Here is a 16,872-nt window from a genome sequence, read left to right on the forward strand (position 1 = left end):
ACTCCGACTCGAAGCCGCCCGACACCCCTAAATCAATCCAGTTCAGCAAACTTCACGGACGACTACTTATCCAGCTCCTTATAGTGCCGGAAGATGCCGTCTTGATTGAACGGGATTCGGCGGTCGCTGGCCAGGTACGCGGCGATGTTCGGGCGATCGGCGACGCGGTCGTGCAGCGCGACCAGCTTGGGGATGTCACGCTCAAACTTCTTCATGTGCTTCGGAAAAGCGTAGCGCAGACCCTCGACGATCTGAAACAGCGACAGATCCGCGTAGCTGAGCTTGCGCCCCGTCAGATACACGCCGCCACCGCCGGCAATCAGACGTTCAAAATAGCCGAGGAATTTCGGCGCGCGGTTGTCCCAGAACTGAGCGGTGCGCTTCTTCGCCGGCTTCCGCTGGTCGTCGTAGTACAGCATGGTGCCGATCGGGTGATGGGTGTCGTGCACCTCTTGCACCAGATCGGCGATGGTGAGCTGGAGCTGATGCACCCACATCCGGCCCACCTCGGTGGCGGGCGCGAGGCCGTGGCGGCTGCCGAGATACAGCAGGATGTTGGCGGTCTGGCCGATGGTCAGCTTGCCCGCCTTGAGAAACGGCGGCGCGAATGGCGGCGTGCCCTGCTCGGCCTGCATCAGCTTCATCATCGTCGCCATCCCGGCCTTGTTGCGGCGGGCAGCGTCGACATAGTCGGCGCCAGCCTCCTCCAGCGCCAGCCGCACGAATTCGCCGCGGCCCTGAATAGTCGGCCAGTAGTACAGTTCGTAAGCCATTGGTTCGGCCCCCATGGTGATCACCGCACGGCCCGCGATCGGACCGGCTGCCTGCCCAGAGCCTAACAAAAAAGCGCCGCGAAATGCCCGCGGCGCTTTCGATGGGGATCGCTCGGGAGCGAAGCGTCAGTTGGTCTGCTGGATCGCCGCCAGTTCCCAGCTCTCGCCGGGGCGACGGGCGAAGGTCCAGATCTCGGTAGCCTCGATCGGAGTCTCGCTACCGGCGACCAGACGGTTGGTGCCGCGCTCCAGGGTCTTGTCGACCAGCGAGAACCGCATCGCCACGGTGGCGAATTCGGTTTCACCCTCGCGCCAGGCTTCGGCGAGATCGCCCTGCAGCAGCTTCACGTCCGACACCTTGTTGATGTCGTTGGCGGCCTTGTTCTCCTCCAGGTCCTTGGCGAAATACGACGCCATTTCCGGAGTGGCGAGCTGGCGCAGCCGGTCGATGTCCTCGTTCGACCAGGCAGCCTGGACGTCGCCCAGCAGCCGCTCGAACGCCTCGTAGTCGTCCGGCTTGATCTCGACAGGCGCATCGTTGCGCGCACCGCCACCAAGCCCGAAGCCGGTACGATAGGCCGGCTGCGGCCCCGGATTGGCGGTCTGGTCCATGGCGTGAGCGCCGTCGGGCCGCGGCCCCTGGCCTGCGGCCGGACCGGCTGCGTAGGCCGCCTGCGGATTATTGCGGCGCTGCCACCAACCCCAGGCCAGACGGGCCAGGATCACGACCAGCGCGACCTGCAGCACAAGCCCGATGATCGAGGCAAAGCTGCCGAGACCCGACAGGAAGCCGCCGCCGAACAGCATGCCGAGCAGGCCGGCGCCGAGGAAGCCCGCGGCGAGGCCGCCGAGCATGCCCATGCCCGGACGGTTGAAGAAACCGCCCTTGCTGGCAGCGCCCGCAGCCGGCGCGTTCATGCCGGGGCTACCCGGCTGGCTGTAGGTGCGATTGAAAGGCTGTGCGGCACCCGGCGCCGTCGGCGTCGACTGCGGCGCCGAAAAGGTCCGCGAGCCGCGCGAACCCATGCTGCTGCCACGACCGGCGCGCGCGTCGGCGGCCGACGACAGCACCATGGCCACCGGCAGCGCCAAAGCGAGCGTCAAGGCCAGAGCAGCGGCAATGCCGCGCGTGCGATGCAAGAAGTTCATGGGTCTCCCTCGATCCCCGGCAGGGGGAAGCGCTGTTAAAATGGGCAGCGGCTGACAAAAGGGAAGCGGTCCTGACGCCGCAGGCAGCCTCCGGACCTGCGGCTCTCGGTCGCGGTACGGGAGCGCCGATCGGCGGCCAGCCTCTTGCGCGTCGCCGCGAGCAACCGCCGCAGAAGTCTCAAGCATCACGATCGGTAGCCCGCCAACGCGGCCGCAACGAGGCGTTCAGCGGCCGTCGAACCAGGATTTCCACTGCGGCACCGCGGTGGCGAAGGTGCCGCGGTGACTGGTCGGCCCGGTGGAAACCGCCTGAACCAGCCGGTTTCCGTTTCCGATCGCGTGCTGATAGGTCGCCGCCAACTGTCCCAGGCCGACGCTGATCGCCTCGTCGCTCTCGCCGTAATAGTTGCGCACCGGGGTCTTGATGATCCAGCGATAGGCCGTGGTTTCGGCGACCAGCCGGCCGTAGGCCGACGCGGCGAAGTATTGCGAATCGAAATATTCGGGGCGGATCAGCTTGTGCAGGTCGGTCGGCACGTCGGCGGCGTCGAACGGCTGCCGCTCGTAGGCCTTGCGGGATAGGTCGTAATACGCATCGTTGATCAGCGACCGGGCGAGCCCCGGCACACCATAGTAGTTTTCGAACGAAAACGACGACAGGATGAACAATGTCGTCACCCACGAGGCGTCGTTCTTGCGCGGAAAGCTGAGAAAGCCGTTCAACGCAACGAACACATCGACCGGTGCGCTCGCGGTCGCGGCGGCCTGAACCGGAACGCCCGAGGCTTCCAGCTTCTCCAGCATCGCCATCGTGACGAACCCGCCCTGCGACCAGCCCGCCAGGAACAGCTTGCTGTCGGCAAGCTTCATCTGCGCGAGCACCGCCCGGCTCGCCAGCAGCATGTCGTAGGTGGCCTGCTGATGGCTGCGCTTGACCATGTAGCCTTCGGGCTCGTCGGAGGTGCCCATGCCGAAATAATCGGCGCCGATCAGGATGTATCCCTGCCCGGCGAACTGGGCGATCATCAGCTCGGTCTCAGGCGATTGTTCGGGAAACGAAGGAACCTCCTTCTTCCCGTATACGGTGCCGTGCTGATACGAAATCATCGGCAGCGACGTCCCGCCGGTTTCCGGCACGGCGAGCAGCCCGGTCGCGACGATCGGCTTGTTGCCGCGTTCCGGAACGACCGACGAGTAGGTGACGCGATAGAGCCGGACCGCGTTGCGCGGCGGGCTGTAGGTCACCGACACGCCGGAAAATTTCGGAGTGTCGACCTGCAGGATCCGGTTCAGCCGATCGACATCCCAGCGATCGAGATAGACGTAGCTGACGCCGGAGGTCACCGTGATCGGATCGCCCGGCTGGGCCGCGAGGGCAGCTTCAAATCCCGCGCTCACCAGCAGCACGAAGGCAATGATGACCGTCCGCCATGCACTCACCATCGTTCTCCCGGGTTGGCGCCCCCCTCGGGAGCGCGCGGATCAGCAGTAATGACATGCACTCCTAGGTCTCGACTGTGAAGATTGTGTTGCGGGCGCATCACGGCGATCACAGCATCGACCGCCGGCGCGTCCGGCGACGATGCCGCTGCGCCGCGGGCCTGCGAACCGGCGGCGTAGCGCCTCAATTCGGCGCCATCGTCTCCTTCACCTTGGCGACCAGTGCGCTCAGCGCGAACGGCTTGGCGAGGAAGGCGAACTGTTCGTTTTCCGGCAGGCTCTTTTCGAACGCGTCCTCCGCGTAGCCGGAGACAAAGATGATCTTCAGCTCCGAGTTACGGCCGCGCATCGCTTTGAGCAGTGTCGGGCCGTCCATCTCTGGCATGACCACGTCGGAAACGACGAGATCGACTTCGCCGCCGTGCGCGTCGAATTCTTCCAACGCCTCGATGCCATTCGAGGCCTCGATCACCTCATAGCCGCGCGAACGCAGACCGCGGGCGTTCAGTGAGCGCAGGCCTTCTTCGTCCTCGACCAGGAGGATAGTGCCCTGCCCGGTCATGTCGGCGCGAGGCTTGGGCGCTACCGGCGCCGACTCGGACGCAGCGCCGCCAGTCGCGACGGCAGGCGCCTCGACCTGCGGCTCGGCGGCCTGCTCGTGGCGCGGCAGATAGATCCGGAAGGTGGTGCCCTTGCCGATTTCCGAATCGACGTAGACGAAGCCGCCGGTCTGCTTGATGATGCCGTACACCGTCGACAGTCCGAGACCGGTGCCTTTGCCGACCTCCTTGGTCGAGAAGAACGGCTCGAAGATCTTGTCGAGGATTTCCGGCGGGATGCCGGTGCCGGTATCGGAGACTTCGACACAGACATAGTCCGCCGCCGGCATGCCGTTGTGGCCGAGCTGCGAGGCCGCGGACGCGCCGACATTGGCGGTGCGGATCGTCAGCTTGCCGCCGTCGGGCATGGCGTCGCGGGCGTTGACGGCGAGATTCACGATTACCTGCTCGAATTGCGAGACGTCGGCCTTGGTCCGCCATAGATCGCGGCCGTGCTGCATCTCCAGCGAGATCTTCTCGCCGATCAGCCGCTTCAAGAGCCGGTCGATGTCGGTCAGCGCCTCGCCGAGATCGAGCACCTGCGGGCGCAGCGTCTGCTTGCGCGAGAACGCCAGGAGCTGCCGCACCAAGGTCGCGGCGCGGGTGGCGTTCTGCTTGATCTGCATGATGTCCTGGAACGACGGATCGGTCGGCTTGTGCGCGTTCAGCAGGAAGTCGTTGGCCATCATGATGGCCGACAGCACGTTGTTGAAGTCGTGCGCGATGCCACCGGCGAGCTGGCCGATGGTGTCCATCTTCTGCGCCTGGTTGACCTGGTTCTCCAGCGCGCGGCGCTCGGTGGTCTCGAGCATGTAGACGATCGCCACCTCGCTGTCGCCGTCGTCGGCGACCGCGGTGACGAAGAACTGGCCCCAGCGCTCCTTGGCGCTGTCGAGCATCACTTCCACCGGGGCGATATCCGCCTGCCCCTTGGCCGCCTGCTCGATCGTGCCCGCCAGCACGGCGCGATCGCGAGCGCTGACCGCGGCGAGGATCGACTTCGATCCTGCCGAACCGGCCGGATCGAGGCTCTGCGCCAGCTTGGCCAGCCGGGCGTTGGCGCGCACCACCGCCCCGGTTTTGTCGACGGTGGCAATCGCCATCGGGGTCTGGTCGAAGAACCGCATGAAGCGGATCTCGGCGGCACGCTGCGGATCGAGCCGGTCGTCACGAGCGCGGCTGATCACCAGCGTGCGCGACGGGCCGGGCGTGCCGTCGGCGCCGAACGCCAGCTTGTGATACAGCCGCACCGGCACGGTCTGGCCGCCGCGCTTCTTCAGGTCGATGTCGAACACTTCGGTCTTCACCTCGCCCGGCTCGGGCACGATCGAGGTGAGCAGCGCGGCGCCGTCGCCCGACACCACGTCCGACAGCTTGAGGCCGCCGGAGCCGATCTCGGCAAGGTCGTGGTCGAGCCAGTTCGCCAGCGTGGCGTTGACATAGACCAGATTGCCGGCGGGATTGACCGAGAAGAACCCGCAAGGGGCGTGGTCGAGATATTCGATCGCGTGCTGAAGGGTCTGGAACACGTCCTCCTGACGCTCGCGGTCGCGGGTGATGTCGGCGATCGACCATACCGTCTGCCGCGCCTCACGCTTTCCGGCGCCGAGCGGGCGCACCCGCAGCCGCATCCAGCGGCCCTGGCTGCCGTCGGCGCCAGCGACCCGCACCTCCTCCTGCAGCCGCCGGCCTTCGCGCGCGGCCTTGAGCAGCCGGAACACGGCCTCGGAGACGTCCGGATTGCCGATGAACACCCGCTCCACCGGGCGGACGTCCTGCATCGTCGCGGCGCCGGTCAGCGCCAGATAGGTCGAATTGGCATAGACGACGTGGCCGCCGGCGTCGGTCACCGCGATGCCGTCGAAGGCATTCTCGGGGATCGCCCGCAGGATCGGATCTTCGGCGGCACGGTCGGCAAAGCCGATAATTCCGGCCGCGAAGGCGAACAGCATGAACAGTCCGACCATCGCCAGCAGCGCCAGCAGGCCGAGAATGTAGGGTTGGGCGCCGGCGCGGCCGAGCGTCATGAACGCCACGGCGGCGACGACGATGGCGCCGGCCAGTAGCAGCACCAGCGCGATACTGCCGCCGCGGCGGGCCGGCTCCGGCGACGACGGACGCTGCTCGGGCGAAGCCTGTTGATCGTTGATGGTCATGGTCACCGAACCGGTCCCTTGCCCGCCGGGCACACAGCGGCGCGGCTCCAACTGCCTGAATCGCGGCCGTTCGCGCAAGCGAATCTATCGCTCAACGCTACTCCTGAAACGCCGTGACGAGCGATTCGGCGACGCTCTGGCGCACGGTCCGCTGTCAGGTCCGCCGCCCGAACAGATTGCGTTTCAGGTTCATCACGTAGCCGATCACCTCGGCGACCGCCTGATAGTGCTCGACCGGAATTTCCTGGTCGACCTCGACGTTGGCGTACAGCGCCCGCGCCAGCGGCACGTTCTCGACGATCGGCACGTCGTTTTCCTTGGCCACTTCCCGGATCTTGAACGCCACCGCATCGACGCCCTTGGCGACGCAGATCGGCGCCGGCATGCCGCGCTCGTATTTCAGCGCCACCGAGAAGTGGGTCGGGTTGGTGATCACCACCGAAGCGTTCGGCACTTCGGCCATCATCCGCTTCTTCATCCGCTGATAGCGGAGCTGCCGCAGCTTGCCCTTGATGTGCGGATCGCCCTCGGACTGCTTGTACTCTTCCTTGATCTCCTGCAGCGACATCTTCTGCTTCTCGTGCCACTGCCGATACTGGAAGAAGTAATCGCCGACCGCCACGAAGGCGAGCATCGCCACGACCGCGCCGAACAGCTTCAGCGTCAGCGCGACGGTGACGCCGAGTAGCGAGGCCACGTCCATCTTGAGCAGCCCGTCGAGACGGTCGTGCTCCGGATACAGCACCGCGACCATCACGATGCCGAGCGCTATAATCTTGAACAGACCCTTGAGGAAGTTCGCCAGCGCCTGTTTGCCGAACAGCCGCTTGGCGCCTTCGAGCGGTGACAGCTTGCTGAGTTTCGGCGTCAGCCCTTCGGCGGAGAACACCAGCCGGTGCTGGATCAGGTTGGAGGCGATCGCCACCAGCATCAGCATCAGCAGCGGGATGCCGACCGCCGCCAGCGTCGCGTAGGACAGGCTCTTGACCAGCGCGATCAGCCCGTCGCCGTCGACCGGCAGCATCCACGACTTCTCGATCAGGTTGCGCAGCGGCACGAGGATGCCGATCCCGATCGACTCGTGGAACGACGACAGCACCAGCGTCGCGCCAGCGATCAGGAACCAGGTATTGACCTCCTGGCTCTTGACCACGTCGCCGCGCTTGAGCGCATCGTCGAGCTTCTTCTGTGTCGGCTCTTCTGTTTTCTCGTCGCTGTCGTCGGACATCGCTCAGCTCCGACCGACGCCGAAGATCAGCCCGGCGTGAGATCGTGCATCACGCCGCCGAAATAGCCGAGGAACGCGCCCATCATCGTGGTCAGCACCACCGCGAGCACGACGAAGCCGATCACGATCGAAAGCGGCACGCCGACGAAATACACCTGCATCTGCGGCATCAGCCGCGCCAGCACGCCGAGCCCGATGTTGAACACCAGGCCGAATACCAGAAACGGCGCCGACAATTGCAGGCCGATCTTGAACGCGGTGGCGAATGCTCTGGTCGCCAGCGCCGCAACGTCGCCGGAGTTCAGCAATTCGCCCGGCGCGAACACCTTGTAGCTCTCGCTCAGCGCCTCGATCACCAGATAGTGCATATCGGTGGCGAACAGCATCGTCACGCCGAGCAGCGTCAGAAAATTGCCGACCACCACGCCCTGCTGGCCCTGGGTCGGATCGACCGCCGAGGCGAAGCCCAGCCCGAGCTGCTGGGCGATCACCGCGCCGGCGACCTGCAGCGCCGACAGCGTCACCCGCGCGGTGGCGCCGAGTACGATACCGACCGCGATCTCCTGCAGCATCAGCACCAACAGTGGCGTCAGTGACGACATGTCGACCTGATAGGCCGAGCGATGCAGCGGCAGCATGATCAGCGTCAGCAGCAGCGCGACCGAGAGCTTCACCCGCACCGGGATATTTCTCTCGCCGAGCGCCGGCATCAGCATCACCATCGAGCCGATGCGGGCGAACACCAGCATGAAGGCGGCGGCGAGCGCCGGCAGAAAGGTCAGGTCGATGGTCATCGCGGCAATCTGACTCGAAGCGCGCGCAAACCGGCGGCAGGATCCGGCCGCACATTGCGGCGGACGCGACCAGCACAGCGGCGCGGGTTTCGATCATGCGTCAACCGCCAATGATTCGCGACGAGATCCGGATCATCTGCGCGTGCAGTGCGTCGGCCATGAACGGCAGCGCCAGCACCAAGGTGACGAACATCGCGAGGATCTTCGGCACGAACACCAGGGTCTGCTCCTGGATCTGGGTCAGCGCCTGGACCAGCGACACCGCGACGCCGACCACCAGGCCGACCACCATCAGCGGCGCCGACACCACCACGATAGTCCAGATCGCGTCGCGGGCAACGTCGAGGGTTTCGGGGCCGGTCATGAGAGAATCCTTGTGTGGAGCGCTTGCTGCGGTGGTCCGAACTTCAATCTCGCCATCGTCATCGCGAGCGAAGCGACGAAGCAATCCACGAGCTCGGTGCGGGGGCCCTGGATTGCTTCGCTTCGCACGCAATGACGGTACCTATTCAATCGGCATGCGATCGTCAGATCTGCATCCGCATGATTTCTTCGTAGGACTGGATCACCCGGTCGCGCACCGACACCAGGGTCGACACGGCGACGTCGGTCTCGGCGACCGCGGTCACAACGTCCATCACGTTGGATTTGCCGGACGCCATCGCGATCGACTGGGCATCGGATTTGCGGCCGGCGTCGAGCACGCTGCCCATCGCCTGCTTGACGAGGTTGCCGAACGAGGGAGCGTCTTCGGTGCCTTTGTCGGTGCCGGCCGGCTTGGCCAGACGGGCGAGGCTCGCATAGGCGTTCGCTGCGGAAATCGGGGAGGCCATGGGTCAGTATCCTGGTGCGATGCTTTGGTGAGCGGATCAGGCTTTGAGGATGTCGAGCGTGCGTTGGATCATCCGGCGGGTGGCGCTGATGACGTTGAGGTTGGCCTCGTAGGACCGCTGCGCGTCGCGCATGTCGGTCATCTCGATCACCGGATTGACGTTGGGGTATTTGACGTTGCCCGCGGCGTCGGCGGCCGGATTGGTCGGCTCGTATTTGACCCGGAATGCCGAGGTATCCGGCTTGACCCGGCCGAGCGCCACCACGCGGGCATCGAGCGAGCGATCGAGCGCCGACGTGAAGGTCGGCACCTTGCGGCGATACGGGTCGCCGCCCGCAGTCTGCGCAGTGGAATCGGCGTTGGCGATGTTCTCCGAAATCACCCGCATCCGGCCGGCCTGGGCGCGCAGGCCGGAAGTGGCGATGCCCATCGAGCGGGCGAAATCGTTGCCGTCGTCTGCCATGGTTCAGCCTCCCGGCGCTGTCGTCAGCGCTTGCCGATCGCGGTTTTGAGCAGTCCGAGACTGCGGCTGTAGAGCGAGGTCACCGCGGCGTAGTCCATCTGGTTGGCCGAAACCTTGAGCATCTCGTCCTCGAGGTTGACGGCGTTGCCGGCGGGGCGGGTCTGGAAGCCGCCTTTGTTGTCGGTCGAGAAGCTGGGCGAGCCGCCCGGCGGCTTCAGATGCGCCGCGCTGGTGCGCAGCAGCGGCAGCGAGCCGCCCGGACCGCCGGCGACAGTACCCTCGGTGGTGAATTTCGGTGCCACCAGATCCCGCGGCCGATAATTCGGCGTGTCGGAATTGGAGATGTTTTCGGCCAAGACTTTCTGGCGCTCCTGATGCCACTGCATCTTGGTGCGCAACGCGTTCAGCTCGGGGAGATCGTTGATCGGCATAGCCGCCTCCGCCCCGGTCTTGCCGCCACGCGATTCCGCCGGGTAGGCAGAATTTGCCGCCCCTATGGTTAACGACTGGTTAAGAGCCGCACGCCGACACCGCGGCGGCGCCGGAAGTGTCGCAAAAACCGCAGAAAACCTGGTTGGGGCGGCATCATTGGTGGATTATGAGAAGAAACGGATGGCAGTTCTTGCCGTGGATTATTAAGAAGGGACGGGGTGGGACCGCCGCGCATCACCGGGACCGGTCGCGTTCGCCGTCCGGGGTCGGCGCTTCCGGGAAGTGCCGGGGCGCCTGCTTTTTTGCCGGGGATACAGCATGGGCTCGCAGAACTCGTCGATTTGGATGTTCTTTCTCGCGTTTCTCGCCGTTCTGGCGCTGATCGGCGTCGCCGCCTGGCTGGTCCGTCACTTTGCCGGTAACCGTCTCGGCGCCAACGCCAGCCGCGGCCGCATGCCGAGGCTCGCGGTGATCGACGCCGCCGCGGTCGACGGCCGCCGCCGCCTGGTGCTGGTCCGCCGCGACAATGTCGAACATCTGCTGATGATCGGCGGACCGAGCGACATCGTCATCGAGCCCAATATCGTCCGCGCTAGCGCCGCGCGCGACCAGTTGCCGACCCGGGGCGGCCTGGAGCCCCGCATGACCGCCCCCGAGCCGACACCGTGGGACGAGCCCGCCGCTGAGCCGCAGGAACCGGAACTGCCCCCGATCCCGACGCGCCCGTCCCGTCCGGCTTTCGCCGAGGAGCCACGCCGCGCACCGCCGCCGCCAATGCCGGAACGGATGCCGGAGCGCCGTCCGGCTGATCCGTTCGCCGGGCTGGTGCCGGAGCCGGTCGCACGGCCCGAACCGCCGATGCCGCCCATGCCGCGCGCCGAACCGCCGCTGCCGCCTTTGCAGCGAGCAGAGCCGCCGATGATGCGGGCCGACCCTCCGATCATGCGCCCCGAGCCGCCCCGGCCGGAGCCGCGCCCTGAGCCCCGAATGGATCCTGCCCCGCGTCCGCGCGCCGAGCCGGCGATGCCGCGGCCGCCGCGCCCCGAGCCGAAGCCGGCCCCCGCCCCGCGTGCCGAACGCCCGGCCCCGCTGCCGCCCGCGCCGCCGATGCCCCCTGCTCCGCCGCCCGCACCCGCCGCTGCGCCGGCCGCCCCCACCGCACCTGCGCTGTCCTCGGCGGATCAGAATCTCGCTGAGATGGCGACCCGGCTCGAAGCCGCGCTGCGCCGTCCGCCGAACGCTCCGGGCGAGCCGGCATTGCCGGTCGCGCCCGAGCCTCCGGCCCGGCCGACGCAGCCTGCACCGCGCAGTGCCGAACCGGCCGAGGACGAGCCCGGCGCAGGGGCCAGCGCTCCGGCCGCCGGCAAGACCGGCTTCGAGAGCCTCGAAGACGAGATGGCCGCACTCCTCGGCCGCCCGAAGTCGCCTACGTGATTGCCTCGTCCGGCCCGCGTAGAGTTCTAATCAGTTTCTCGGTCCTGATCGTCGCGGTGCTCGCGATAATCGCGCCTGCGCAGGCGCAAGACATCAGCATCAATCTCGGCGGCAACAGCCCCGGCGTCACCGAGCGCGCAATCCAGTTGATCGCGCTGCTGACCGTGCTCTCGATCGCGCCGTCGGTCCTGATCATGATGACGTCGTTCACCCGGATCGTCGTGGTGCTGTCGCTGCTGCGCACCGCGCTCGGCACGACCTCTGCGCCACCAAACTCCGTGATCATCGCGCTGGCGCTGTTCCTCACCGCCTTCGTGATGGGACCGACGCTGCAGAAGTCCTACGACGACGGCATCAAACCGTTGATTGCCAACGAGATCAGCGTCGACGACGCGCTGGTGCGCGCGTCCGGGCCGCTGCGGATCTTCATGCAGAAGAACGTGCGCGAGAAGGACCTGAAGCTGTTCCTCGACCTGTCGGGCGAACCACCACCGGCGACGCCGGAAGATCTGTCGCTGCGCATTCTGATGCCGGCGTTCCTGATCTCCGAGCTGAAGCGCGCCTTCGAGATCGGCTTTCTGCTGTTCCTGCCGTTCCTGATCATCGACCTCGTGGTCGCCTCGATCCTGATGTCGATGGGCATGATGATGCTGCCGCCGGTGGTGGTGTCACTGCCGTTCAAGCTGATCTTCTTCGTGCTGGTCGACGGCTGGTCGCTGGTCGCGGGCAGTCTGGTGCAGAGCTACACCGGCGGCGGGTAGTTCGGGCGTTCCGAAGGTCCTGTTGCCCGCCCGCTCCACGAGTCATTCGGAGCGCGCGGAGCGCGAGCCAGCAATCCATATCCCCCGCGCTGGGGGTGAGCCGATCCGCTCGTTCCGCGCATGGTCGCGACCGAGAGCACACGGCGTATGAATTCCGGACTTCGCGAGCTACCGCTCGCGCTTCAGGATGATGGTGGGACCGGCGAAGTAATGACTACCGCGTCGTCTGGATGACGCGGATTTTCGGCGGGACCCGAGGCAGCGAGCCGGTCGAGGTCATGTCGGCGCCGGGCGGGGTGGCGCGGGCGGAGGCGTCGGGGAAGCGTTGCTTCATCTCGCGCAGGAAGCCGTCCAGCGTATCGACGCTGGCGGCCATCTTGGCGATCGCGGCGAACGCGGCGCTGTTGCCGGCGGTCGGCTTGCTGGCGATATCGAAGGCGGCGCGGTCGGCCGGATCGGTCATCAACGGCGAGAATTTCTCGCGGAAGCGATCGAGCCCGAGCGAATCTTCGGCCAGCGCATAGCCGACCACGGCGCGGATCACATCGCTCTTCTCGCCTGCCGACAGCGGCGTGAAGTCCTTCCAACGATCGCCGAGATACAATTCGATCTGCTCGGAGGATTCGCGCCAGCGCCGCGCCGCCCAATAGATGTCGGAGCGCAGCCGGATCGCCTCACGTCCGCCGATGTTGCTGATGATGTCGAGCGCCAGATCGTGGCGGCCGATGTCGCTCTGTGCGCGCGCCTCGATCAATAGCCGCTGCTGACGCAGCTCGCCGGCCAGATCGGCGATCCGCGACGAATGCAGCGCCGCGATCGCGCGGTCCGGCTTGCGGTTCATCAGATAGATCATCGCCAGCTTGGCTGCGACCTGCGCTCGCGCCGCGCCTTCGAGCCGCTTGTCGACCTGATACTGCAACAGCTCGCTGGCCTGATCGAGCAGATCGACGGCGACCAACCGGTCCGCGAGCCGGCGGATCATCTCGTCGCCGCGGCGCCCGATCGGAGTCAGTTCGCGATACTCGTAGAACACCGCCAGCGCCTCGATCGGCGGCAGGCCATCGCCCTTGGTACCGAGGAATATCTCCGAGAACAGCGCGCGGGAATCGTCCTGGGCCTTGCGGGCTGCGTCCGAGTTCGGCGCGAGCTGGGTCGCGACCCGCGCCGCCTGCAGCGAATCCTGATAGCGCCCGACGTCGGCGTACATCTTCGACAGCAATTGCTGGGTCTTCACTTCGAGCAGGTCGCCGCGCCAGTTGACCGACAACCGCTCCAGCTCGGGCAACGCCTCGGCCGGTGTCAGTTCGTCGCGTTTCATCCGCAGCAGGATGTCGCGGAATCGCGCTTCGGCGGCGGCCTGCCGATCGGTCGAGGCCATCGCGTCCTTGTACTTCTTCAGCGCGTCCGGTTCGCGGCCGAGCGCCTCGTCGAGCCAGCCGCGCATGAACGTGACCTGCGGCTTGATCTCCGGCGATACGCCGACCAGATCGAAATCGCTGCTCAGCTTGGCGGCCCCGGCGTAGTCCCGCACCTCGAGCGATGCGCGCATCGCGGCGGCGAGCACCTCGCGCTGGATATCGAGCGGCAGCGCAGTGACGGCGAACTGCACACTCTTCAGCTTCTCGCGCGCTTCCGGCCACTTGCCCTGCCGCGCCAGCGCCACGCCCTTCCACATCTGCGCGTCGTAGGTCGAGGCGATCGCCGGATTGGCGACGTCCTTGAACGTCTGATCGGGCCGCCACATCAGCGCGCTGGCAGCGGCATGTCCCATCATCGCCGCGGGGTCCTCTTGCCCCGGCTTGCTGGCCGACAGCGCCAGATCGAGCACACCCTTGGCCTCCTGATACAGCCCGCGGGCCATGTAGAACCGCGCCAGATCGAGCCGGGCCGGCAGCTTGTCGTCACCGTCGGCGACAGAGGACGCCGTCAGATGGGCATCGAGCGCTTCGTTGAAGCTGCCGGTCTGATCCTTCTCCCACTGCCGGACGTCGAAGAACGGCCGTTCGGCGGTCGCATCGCCGTTGCTCTCCGGCGCCGACGACAGCGTGAGACCACCGGGCCGCGTCAGCACCACCGCATCGGCGGTGGTCTCGACGCGGACATCGTCGGACTTCAGATCGATCACCACGCCATGGATCGATTCCAGCAGGCTGAACTCGACGAAGTTCTGCCGCTTGATGAAGCCGCGCGGCGGCGGCAGCGCCGTCACCACCGTCAGCGTATCGCCTGCGTCCGGATCGACGAGTTGCTGCACCTGGCCGAGCGCCGGCAGCGCCACCGATACGCTGGCGCGCCCCGGATCGGAGATGTTGCGCACCGCGGCCAGCGGACGAGACGCGGAGCGGCCGGCATCGGCGAGCGTGACCGACCAGCTCCGACCGGAGCCGTCCTCTTCGCTGAGCGTGGCGATCTGCGGCCGGTTGAGCCGAATGCGGATCGCCTGCCCGTTCGCCAGCGGCACTCTGCTGGCATCGGCGACCACAGCGCTGCCCTCGCGGCGGATCGCCGACAGATCGAACGGCGCGGTGTTGTCGAGCACCAGCCACAGGATGTCGCCGCGGCGGAATAGCGCCGCCGGCGTCGGCGCGGCGAAGGCAAAGTTCAGATGCAGACCATCGTTGCGCATCTGCACGTCGACCGGACGGGCGACACTCGACGCAACAGGCTTGACCGTCGCTGCCGGTTCGGCGGCTGCGGGCGGAGGCGTAGCGGGAGCGGTCTGTGGCGGAGCGATGCTCGGCGCCGCGGGGACTGGCGTAGCGGGTCCTGGCGTAGCGGCGACTTGGCTGTCCTTGGCCGGCGGCCCGGCCGGCGACGGCGTCGCTGCAGATCCTGCCGCTGACGGCGACGGCGCGGCAGCGGGCGGAGCCGGCAAAGGCTGCGGCCCGGCGGGGCTCGCCGGCTTCATCGCCTTGGCCTCAGCTACCGCCGGCGCCCGCTGGGTGGCCGCCTGATCATTGGCGTCCTTGCTGTCCGACTTGTCGCCGCTCTCCGGCTTGGCGTCCTGCTTCAGGATCTCGGCTTGCAGCGCTTTCGGATCGAGCTTGGCGATCTCCGGCAGTTTGAGCGCCGACGGTCCCATGGTCTGCGGTCCATCGGAACCGGTCGGTTGAAAGCCGACGTCGATGATGAAGTTCTTTTCCTCGCGGAACGAGTGCACGTCGGCGCCGCCGATCAGCGAGAAGTCGACCGAGGAGTTGCCGCCGTTGATGGCCTGGGAGATCGAGGCAACGCTCGGGGGCGATGCGAGCTGGGCATCGGCGAGATCGAAGGTGAGCGGCGTGTTGAACTGCACACTGAGCTTGCGATCGGTCAGTGTCGACGACACGCGCACATCGGACGGCACTTCGAACACGTAGCGCACGAAGGTCGGCTGCACCGAGGTCCGCACCCGGATCGGCGGACGCTTCCTCACTTCGGCGGCGGCGCGCTGGGCCCGCAACGCGCGCTCGGCGGCCCGGGCGCGCTCGGCGAGTTCCTTCACCACATCGGCCGGCAACCCCGGCGGTGCACCGGTCCAGGCCTCCGGCAGCAGATCGACGAACAGCCGCTCGCCCGCCGCCATCGCGTTGACGGTGAGTTTGCGCGTCAGCGCCAGACGGATTGCGTAGCCGTCCGGATCGATGCGCGCCGAGCCGATATAGCCGGGCGCGGAGTCGGCCAGCTTGTCGACCGGGATATCGACTGGTCGCTTGAAGCGGATCACTACGATCAGGCCGGCGGTCGCAACGTCGGATTCGACGTCTTCGGCAAGTTTGAGCAGCAGACGACCGTAACCGCCTTTGGCTTCGAAGCTGGCCTCGCCGCGGACCTGTGCGGCGGCCGGCTGAGCGGTCAGCGCGGCCGCGATCAGCAACGCGAGCGCAAGGCAGAGCCTTGCGACGCGCCCGACCAGCGCCTGTGACCAAACTCCAGCGGCAGCCATTCGCGCCATCCGTCGTGTCTTTCGGTCGACGACCCTGCCGTCGGCCGATCCTGAGCGGCTTCGCCGCCCGTCATCCATACACACTCCGAGCATGCGATCGGGCGCGGCGGAAGCGCGCAGAACCGCAGCCTGACGCACTAGGACATAGAAGCTGTTAACGGTGGTTTAACCTTCGCAGGAAGCTGCAGCGGACCGCCGCGATCGAGGTTCAGTCGCAACGCGGTCGCATCACCGTGCGATCTTCAATCAGAGATTTAGATTGTCGGAACGGACACGCTCTTGGTAGTATTACCTGGGCGATGAATACAACCATCTGGACTGTCCTGCGCCATGACCGCGATTGCCGCGTTCTGCTGCCGTGATGCCCCCGTCTATCGCCCCAGCGGCGACGCCGCGCGTCGACGCTTCGGATCGCCATCCGCCGACGTTCAGCGAACCGAGAGACGCGCCCTGCAATCTCCAACCGGTCCGACTACATCATGCTGCTGAAGGGTCTCTACAAGGTCGAATTCGAGACACCGCGACGTAAGGGGGTGGGCGTGGTATTCGCGTCCGACAGCCGGCTTCACGGCGGCAGTTCGGCATTCGCCTATATCGGTGCGTTCGAACAGAGCGGCCAGACGATCCACGGTACCATCACGGCGCGCAGACATACCGTCGATCCGGCGATCCAATCGGTGTTCGGCGTGGACGACGTCCGCGTCGACTTCCACGGCTCCTCGATCGGCGACTTCGCGCAGGTCGAGGGCATCGCCGCCGAGGCGCCGTCGCTCGGCTTCAAGGCGGTGCTGACGCGGATCAGCGAATAACGCCAGAAGACGTGACCGTACTCAGCTCGTCAGGTCACAACGAATTCGCCCCACGCATGCGGGGGCCGACCACCAAA

Annotated in this window: 14 protein-coding genes; 3 read left to right on the forward strand and 11 right to left on the reverse strand. The window is 66.6% G+C overall.

Annotated elements, in window-relative coordinates:
• Nucleotides 1–62 precede the first annotated feature (62 nt).
• From M9H71_RS08340 to flgB, 10 genes are all read right to left on the reverse strand, one after another.
• Nucleotides 63–773: a glutathione S-transferase gene (locus tag M9H71_RS08340; protein ID WP_455404584.1), complete on the reverse strand. Its 711-nt coding sequence runs from the start codon at nucleotides 771–773 to the stop codon at nucleotides 63–65.
• A 126-nt stretch (nucleotides 774–899) separates the two neighbouring features.
• A complete protein-coding gene (locus tag M9H71_RS08345; protein WP_455404585.1) occupies nucleotides 900–1,922 on the reverse strand; it encodes a Tim44 domain-containing protein in 1,023 nt (340 codons plus the stop codon).
• Nucleotides 1,923–2,147: 225 nt separating this feature from the next.
• On the reverse strand, nucleotides 2,148–3,365 hold the full coding sequence (locus M9H71_RS08350; RefSeq protein ID WP_455404586.1) for an alpha/beta hydrolase family protein: 1,218 nt from the start codon (nucleotides 3,363–3,365) through the stop codon (nucleotides 2,148–2,150).
• A gap of 181 nt (nucleotides 3,366–3,546) precedes the next feature.
• A complete protein-coding gene (cckA, locus tag M9H71_RS08355; protein WP_455404735.1) occupies nucleotides 3,547–6,117 on the reverse strand; it encodes a cell cycle histidine kinase CckA in 2,571 nt (856 codons plus the stop codon).
• A gap of 154 nt (nucleotides 6,118–6,271) precedes the next feature.
• Nucleotides 6,272–7,345: a flagellar biosynthesis protein FlhB gene (flhB, locus tag M9H71_RS08360; protein WP_455404587.1), complete on the reverse strand. Its 1,074-nt coding sequence runs from the start codon at nucleotides 7,343–7,345 to the stop codon at nucleotides 6,272–6,274.
• A 26-nt stretch (nucleotides 7,346–7,371) separates the two neighbouring features.
• The gene (gene fliR / locus M9H71_RS08365) at nucleotides 7,372–8,139 is read right to left on the reverse strand and encodes a flagellar biosynthetic protein FliR (RefSeq protein ID WP_455404588.1); all 768 of its coding nucleotides are present in this window, start codon (nucleotides 8,137–8,139) and stop codon (nucleotides 7,372–7,374) included.
• A gap of 100 nt (nucleotides 8,140–8,239) precedes the next feature.
• Nucleotides 8,240–8,503, reverse strand: coding sequence for a flagellar biosynthesis protein FliQ (gene fliQ / locus M9H71_RS08370; RefSeq protein ID WP_110788599.1), 264 nt, complete (start codon nucleotides 8,501–8,503; stop codon nucleotides 8,240–8,242).
• 163 nt (nucleotides 8,504–8,666) lie between these two features.
• Complete coding sequence (fliE, locus tag M9H71_RS08375) at nucleotides 8,667–8,972, reverse strand: flagellar hook-basal body complex protein FliE (RefSeq protein WP_455404589.1); 306 nt, start codon at nucleotides 8,970–8,972, stop codon at nucleotides 8,667–8,669.
• A gap of 36 nt (nucleotides 8,973–9,008) precedes the next feature.
• Nucleotides 9,009–9,434: a flagellar basal body rod protein FlgC gene (gene flgC, locus M9H71_RS08380; protein WP_455404590.1), complete on the reverse strand. Its 426-nt coding sequence runs from the start codon at nucleotides 9,432–9,434 to the stop codon at nucleotides 9,009–9,011.
• A gap of 23 nt (nucleotides 9,435–9,457) precedes the next feature.
• Nucleotides 9,458–9,865, reverse strand: coding sequence for a flagellar basal body rod protein FlgB (flgB, locus tag M9H71_RS08385; protein ID WP_455404591.1), 408 nt, complete (start codon nucleotides 9,863–9,865; stop codon nucleotides 9,458–9,460).
• Between the two features lie 319 nt (nucleotides 9,866–10,184).
• Here flgB and M9H71_RS08390 point away from each other — a divergent pair, with 319 nt between their 5' ends.
• Together M9H71_RS08390 and fliP are read left to right on the forward strand one after the other, a co-directional pair.
• Entirely contained in the window at nucleotides 10,185–11,300 is a 1,116-nt protein-coding gene (locus tag M9H71_RS08390; RefSeq protein WP_455404592.1) for a flagellar biosynthetic protein FliO, read from the forward strand.
• A complete protein-coding gene (gene fliP, locus M9H71_RS08395) occupies nucleotides 11,297–12,061 on the forward strand; it encodes a flagellar type III secretion system pore protein FliP (RefSeq protein ID WP_455404593.1) in 765 nt (254 codons plus the stop codon). Before M9H71_RS08390 ends, fliP begins: the two co-directional genes overlap by 4 nt.
• Before the next feature lie 214 nt (nucleotides 12,062–12,275).
• Here the strand turns inward: fliP and M9H71_RS08400 are convergent, their stop codons facing one another.
• Nucleotides 12,276–15,995 (reverse strand): tetratricopeptide repeat protein, encoded by a 3,720-nt coding sequence (locus M9H71_RS08400; protein WP_455404594.1) that lies wholly within the window; start codon nucleotides 15,993–15,995, stop codon nucleotides 12,276–12,278.
• A 470-nt stretch (nucleotides 15,996–16,465) separates the two neighbouring features.
• On the opposite strand from M9H71_RS08400, the gene M9H71_RS08405 reads away from it, so the two are divergent.
• Complete coding sequence (locus tag M9H71_RS08405; protein WP_455404595.1) at nucleotides 16,466–16,795, forward strand: GrlR family regulatory protein; 330 nt, start codon at nucleotides 16,466–16,468, stop codon at nucleotides 16,793–16,795.
• The last annotated feature ends 77 nt before the right edge of the window (nucleotides 16,796–16,872 follow it).

Source organism: Rhodopseudomonas parapalustris (assembly GCF_053772255.1).

What these genes read in the sequence shown, in the direction of transcription:
- M9H71_RS08340 (WP_455404584.1), bottom strand. Translation starts at nt 773, where the DNA reads ATGGCTTACGAACTGTACTACTGGCCGACTATTCAGGGCCGCGGCGAA.
- M9H71_RS08345 (WP_455404585.1), bottom strand. Translation starts at nt 1,922, where the DNA reads ATGAACTTCTTGCATCGCACGCGCGGCATTGCCGCTGCTCTGGCCTTG.
- M9H71_RS08350 (WP_455404586.1), bottom strand. Translation starts at nt 3,365, where the DNA reads ATGGTGAGTGCATGGCGGACGGTCATCATTGCCTTCGTGCTGCTGGTG.
- cckA (WP_455404735.1), bottom strand. Translation starts at nt 6,117, where the DNA reads ATGACCATCAACGATCAACAGGCTTCGCCCGAGCAGCGTCCGTCGTCG.
- flhB (WP_455404587.1), bottom strand. Translation starts at nt 7,345, where the DNA reads ATGTCCGACGACAGCGACGAGAAAACAGAAGAGCCGACACAGAAGAAG.
- fliR (WP_455404588.1), bottom strand. Translation starts at nt 8,139, where the DNA reads ATGACCATCGACCTGACCTTTCTGCCGGCGCTCGCCGCCGCCTTCATG.
- fliQ (WP_110788599.1), bottom strand. Translation starts at nt 8,503, where the DNA reads ATGACCGGCCCCGAAACCCTCGACGTTGCCCGCGACGCGATCTGGACT.
- fliE (WP_455404589.1), bottom strand. Translation starts at nt 8,972, where the DNA reads ATGGCCTCCCCGATTTCCGCAGCGAACGCCTATGCGAGCCTCGCCCGT.
- flgC (WP_455404590.1), bottom strand. Translation starts at nt 9,434, where the DNA reads ATGGCAGACGACGGCAACGATTTCGCCCGCTCGATGGGCATCGCCACT.
- flgB (WP_455404591.1), bottom strand. Translation starts at nt 9,865, where the DNA reads ATGCCGATCAACGATCTCCCCGAGCTGAACGCGTTGCGCACCAAGATG.
- M9H71_RS08390 (WP_455404592.1), top strand. Translation starts at nt 10,185, where the DNA reads ATGGGCTCGCAGAACTCGTCGATTTGGATGTTCTTTCTCGCGTTTCTC.
- M9H71_RS08400 (WP_455404594.1), bottom strand. Translation starts at nt 15,995, where the DNA reads ATGGCGCGAATGGCTGCCGCTGGAGTTTGGTCACAGGCGCTGGTCGGG.
- M9H71_RS08405 (WP_455404595.1), top strand. Translation starts at nt 16,466, where the DNA reads ATGCTGCTGAAGGGTCTCTACAAGGTCGAATTCGAGACACCGCGACGT.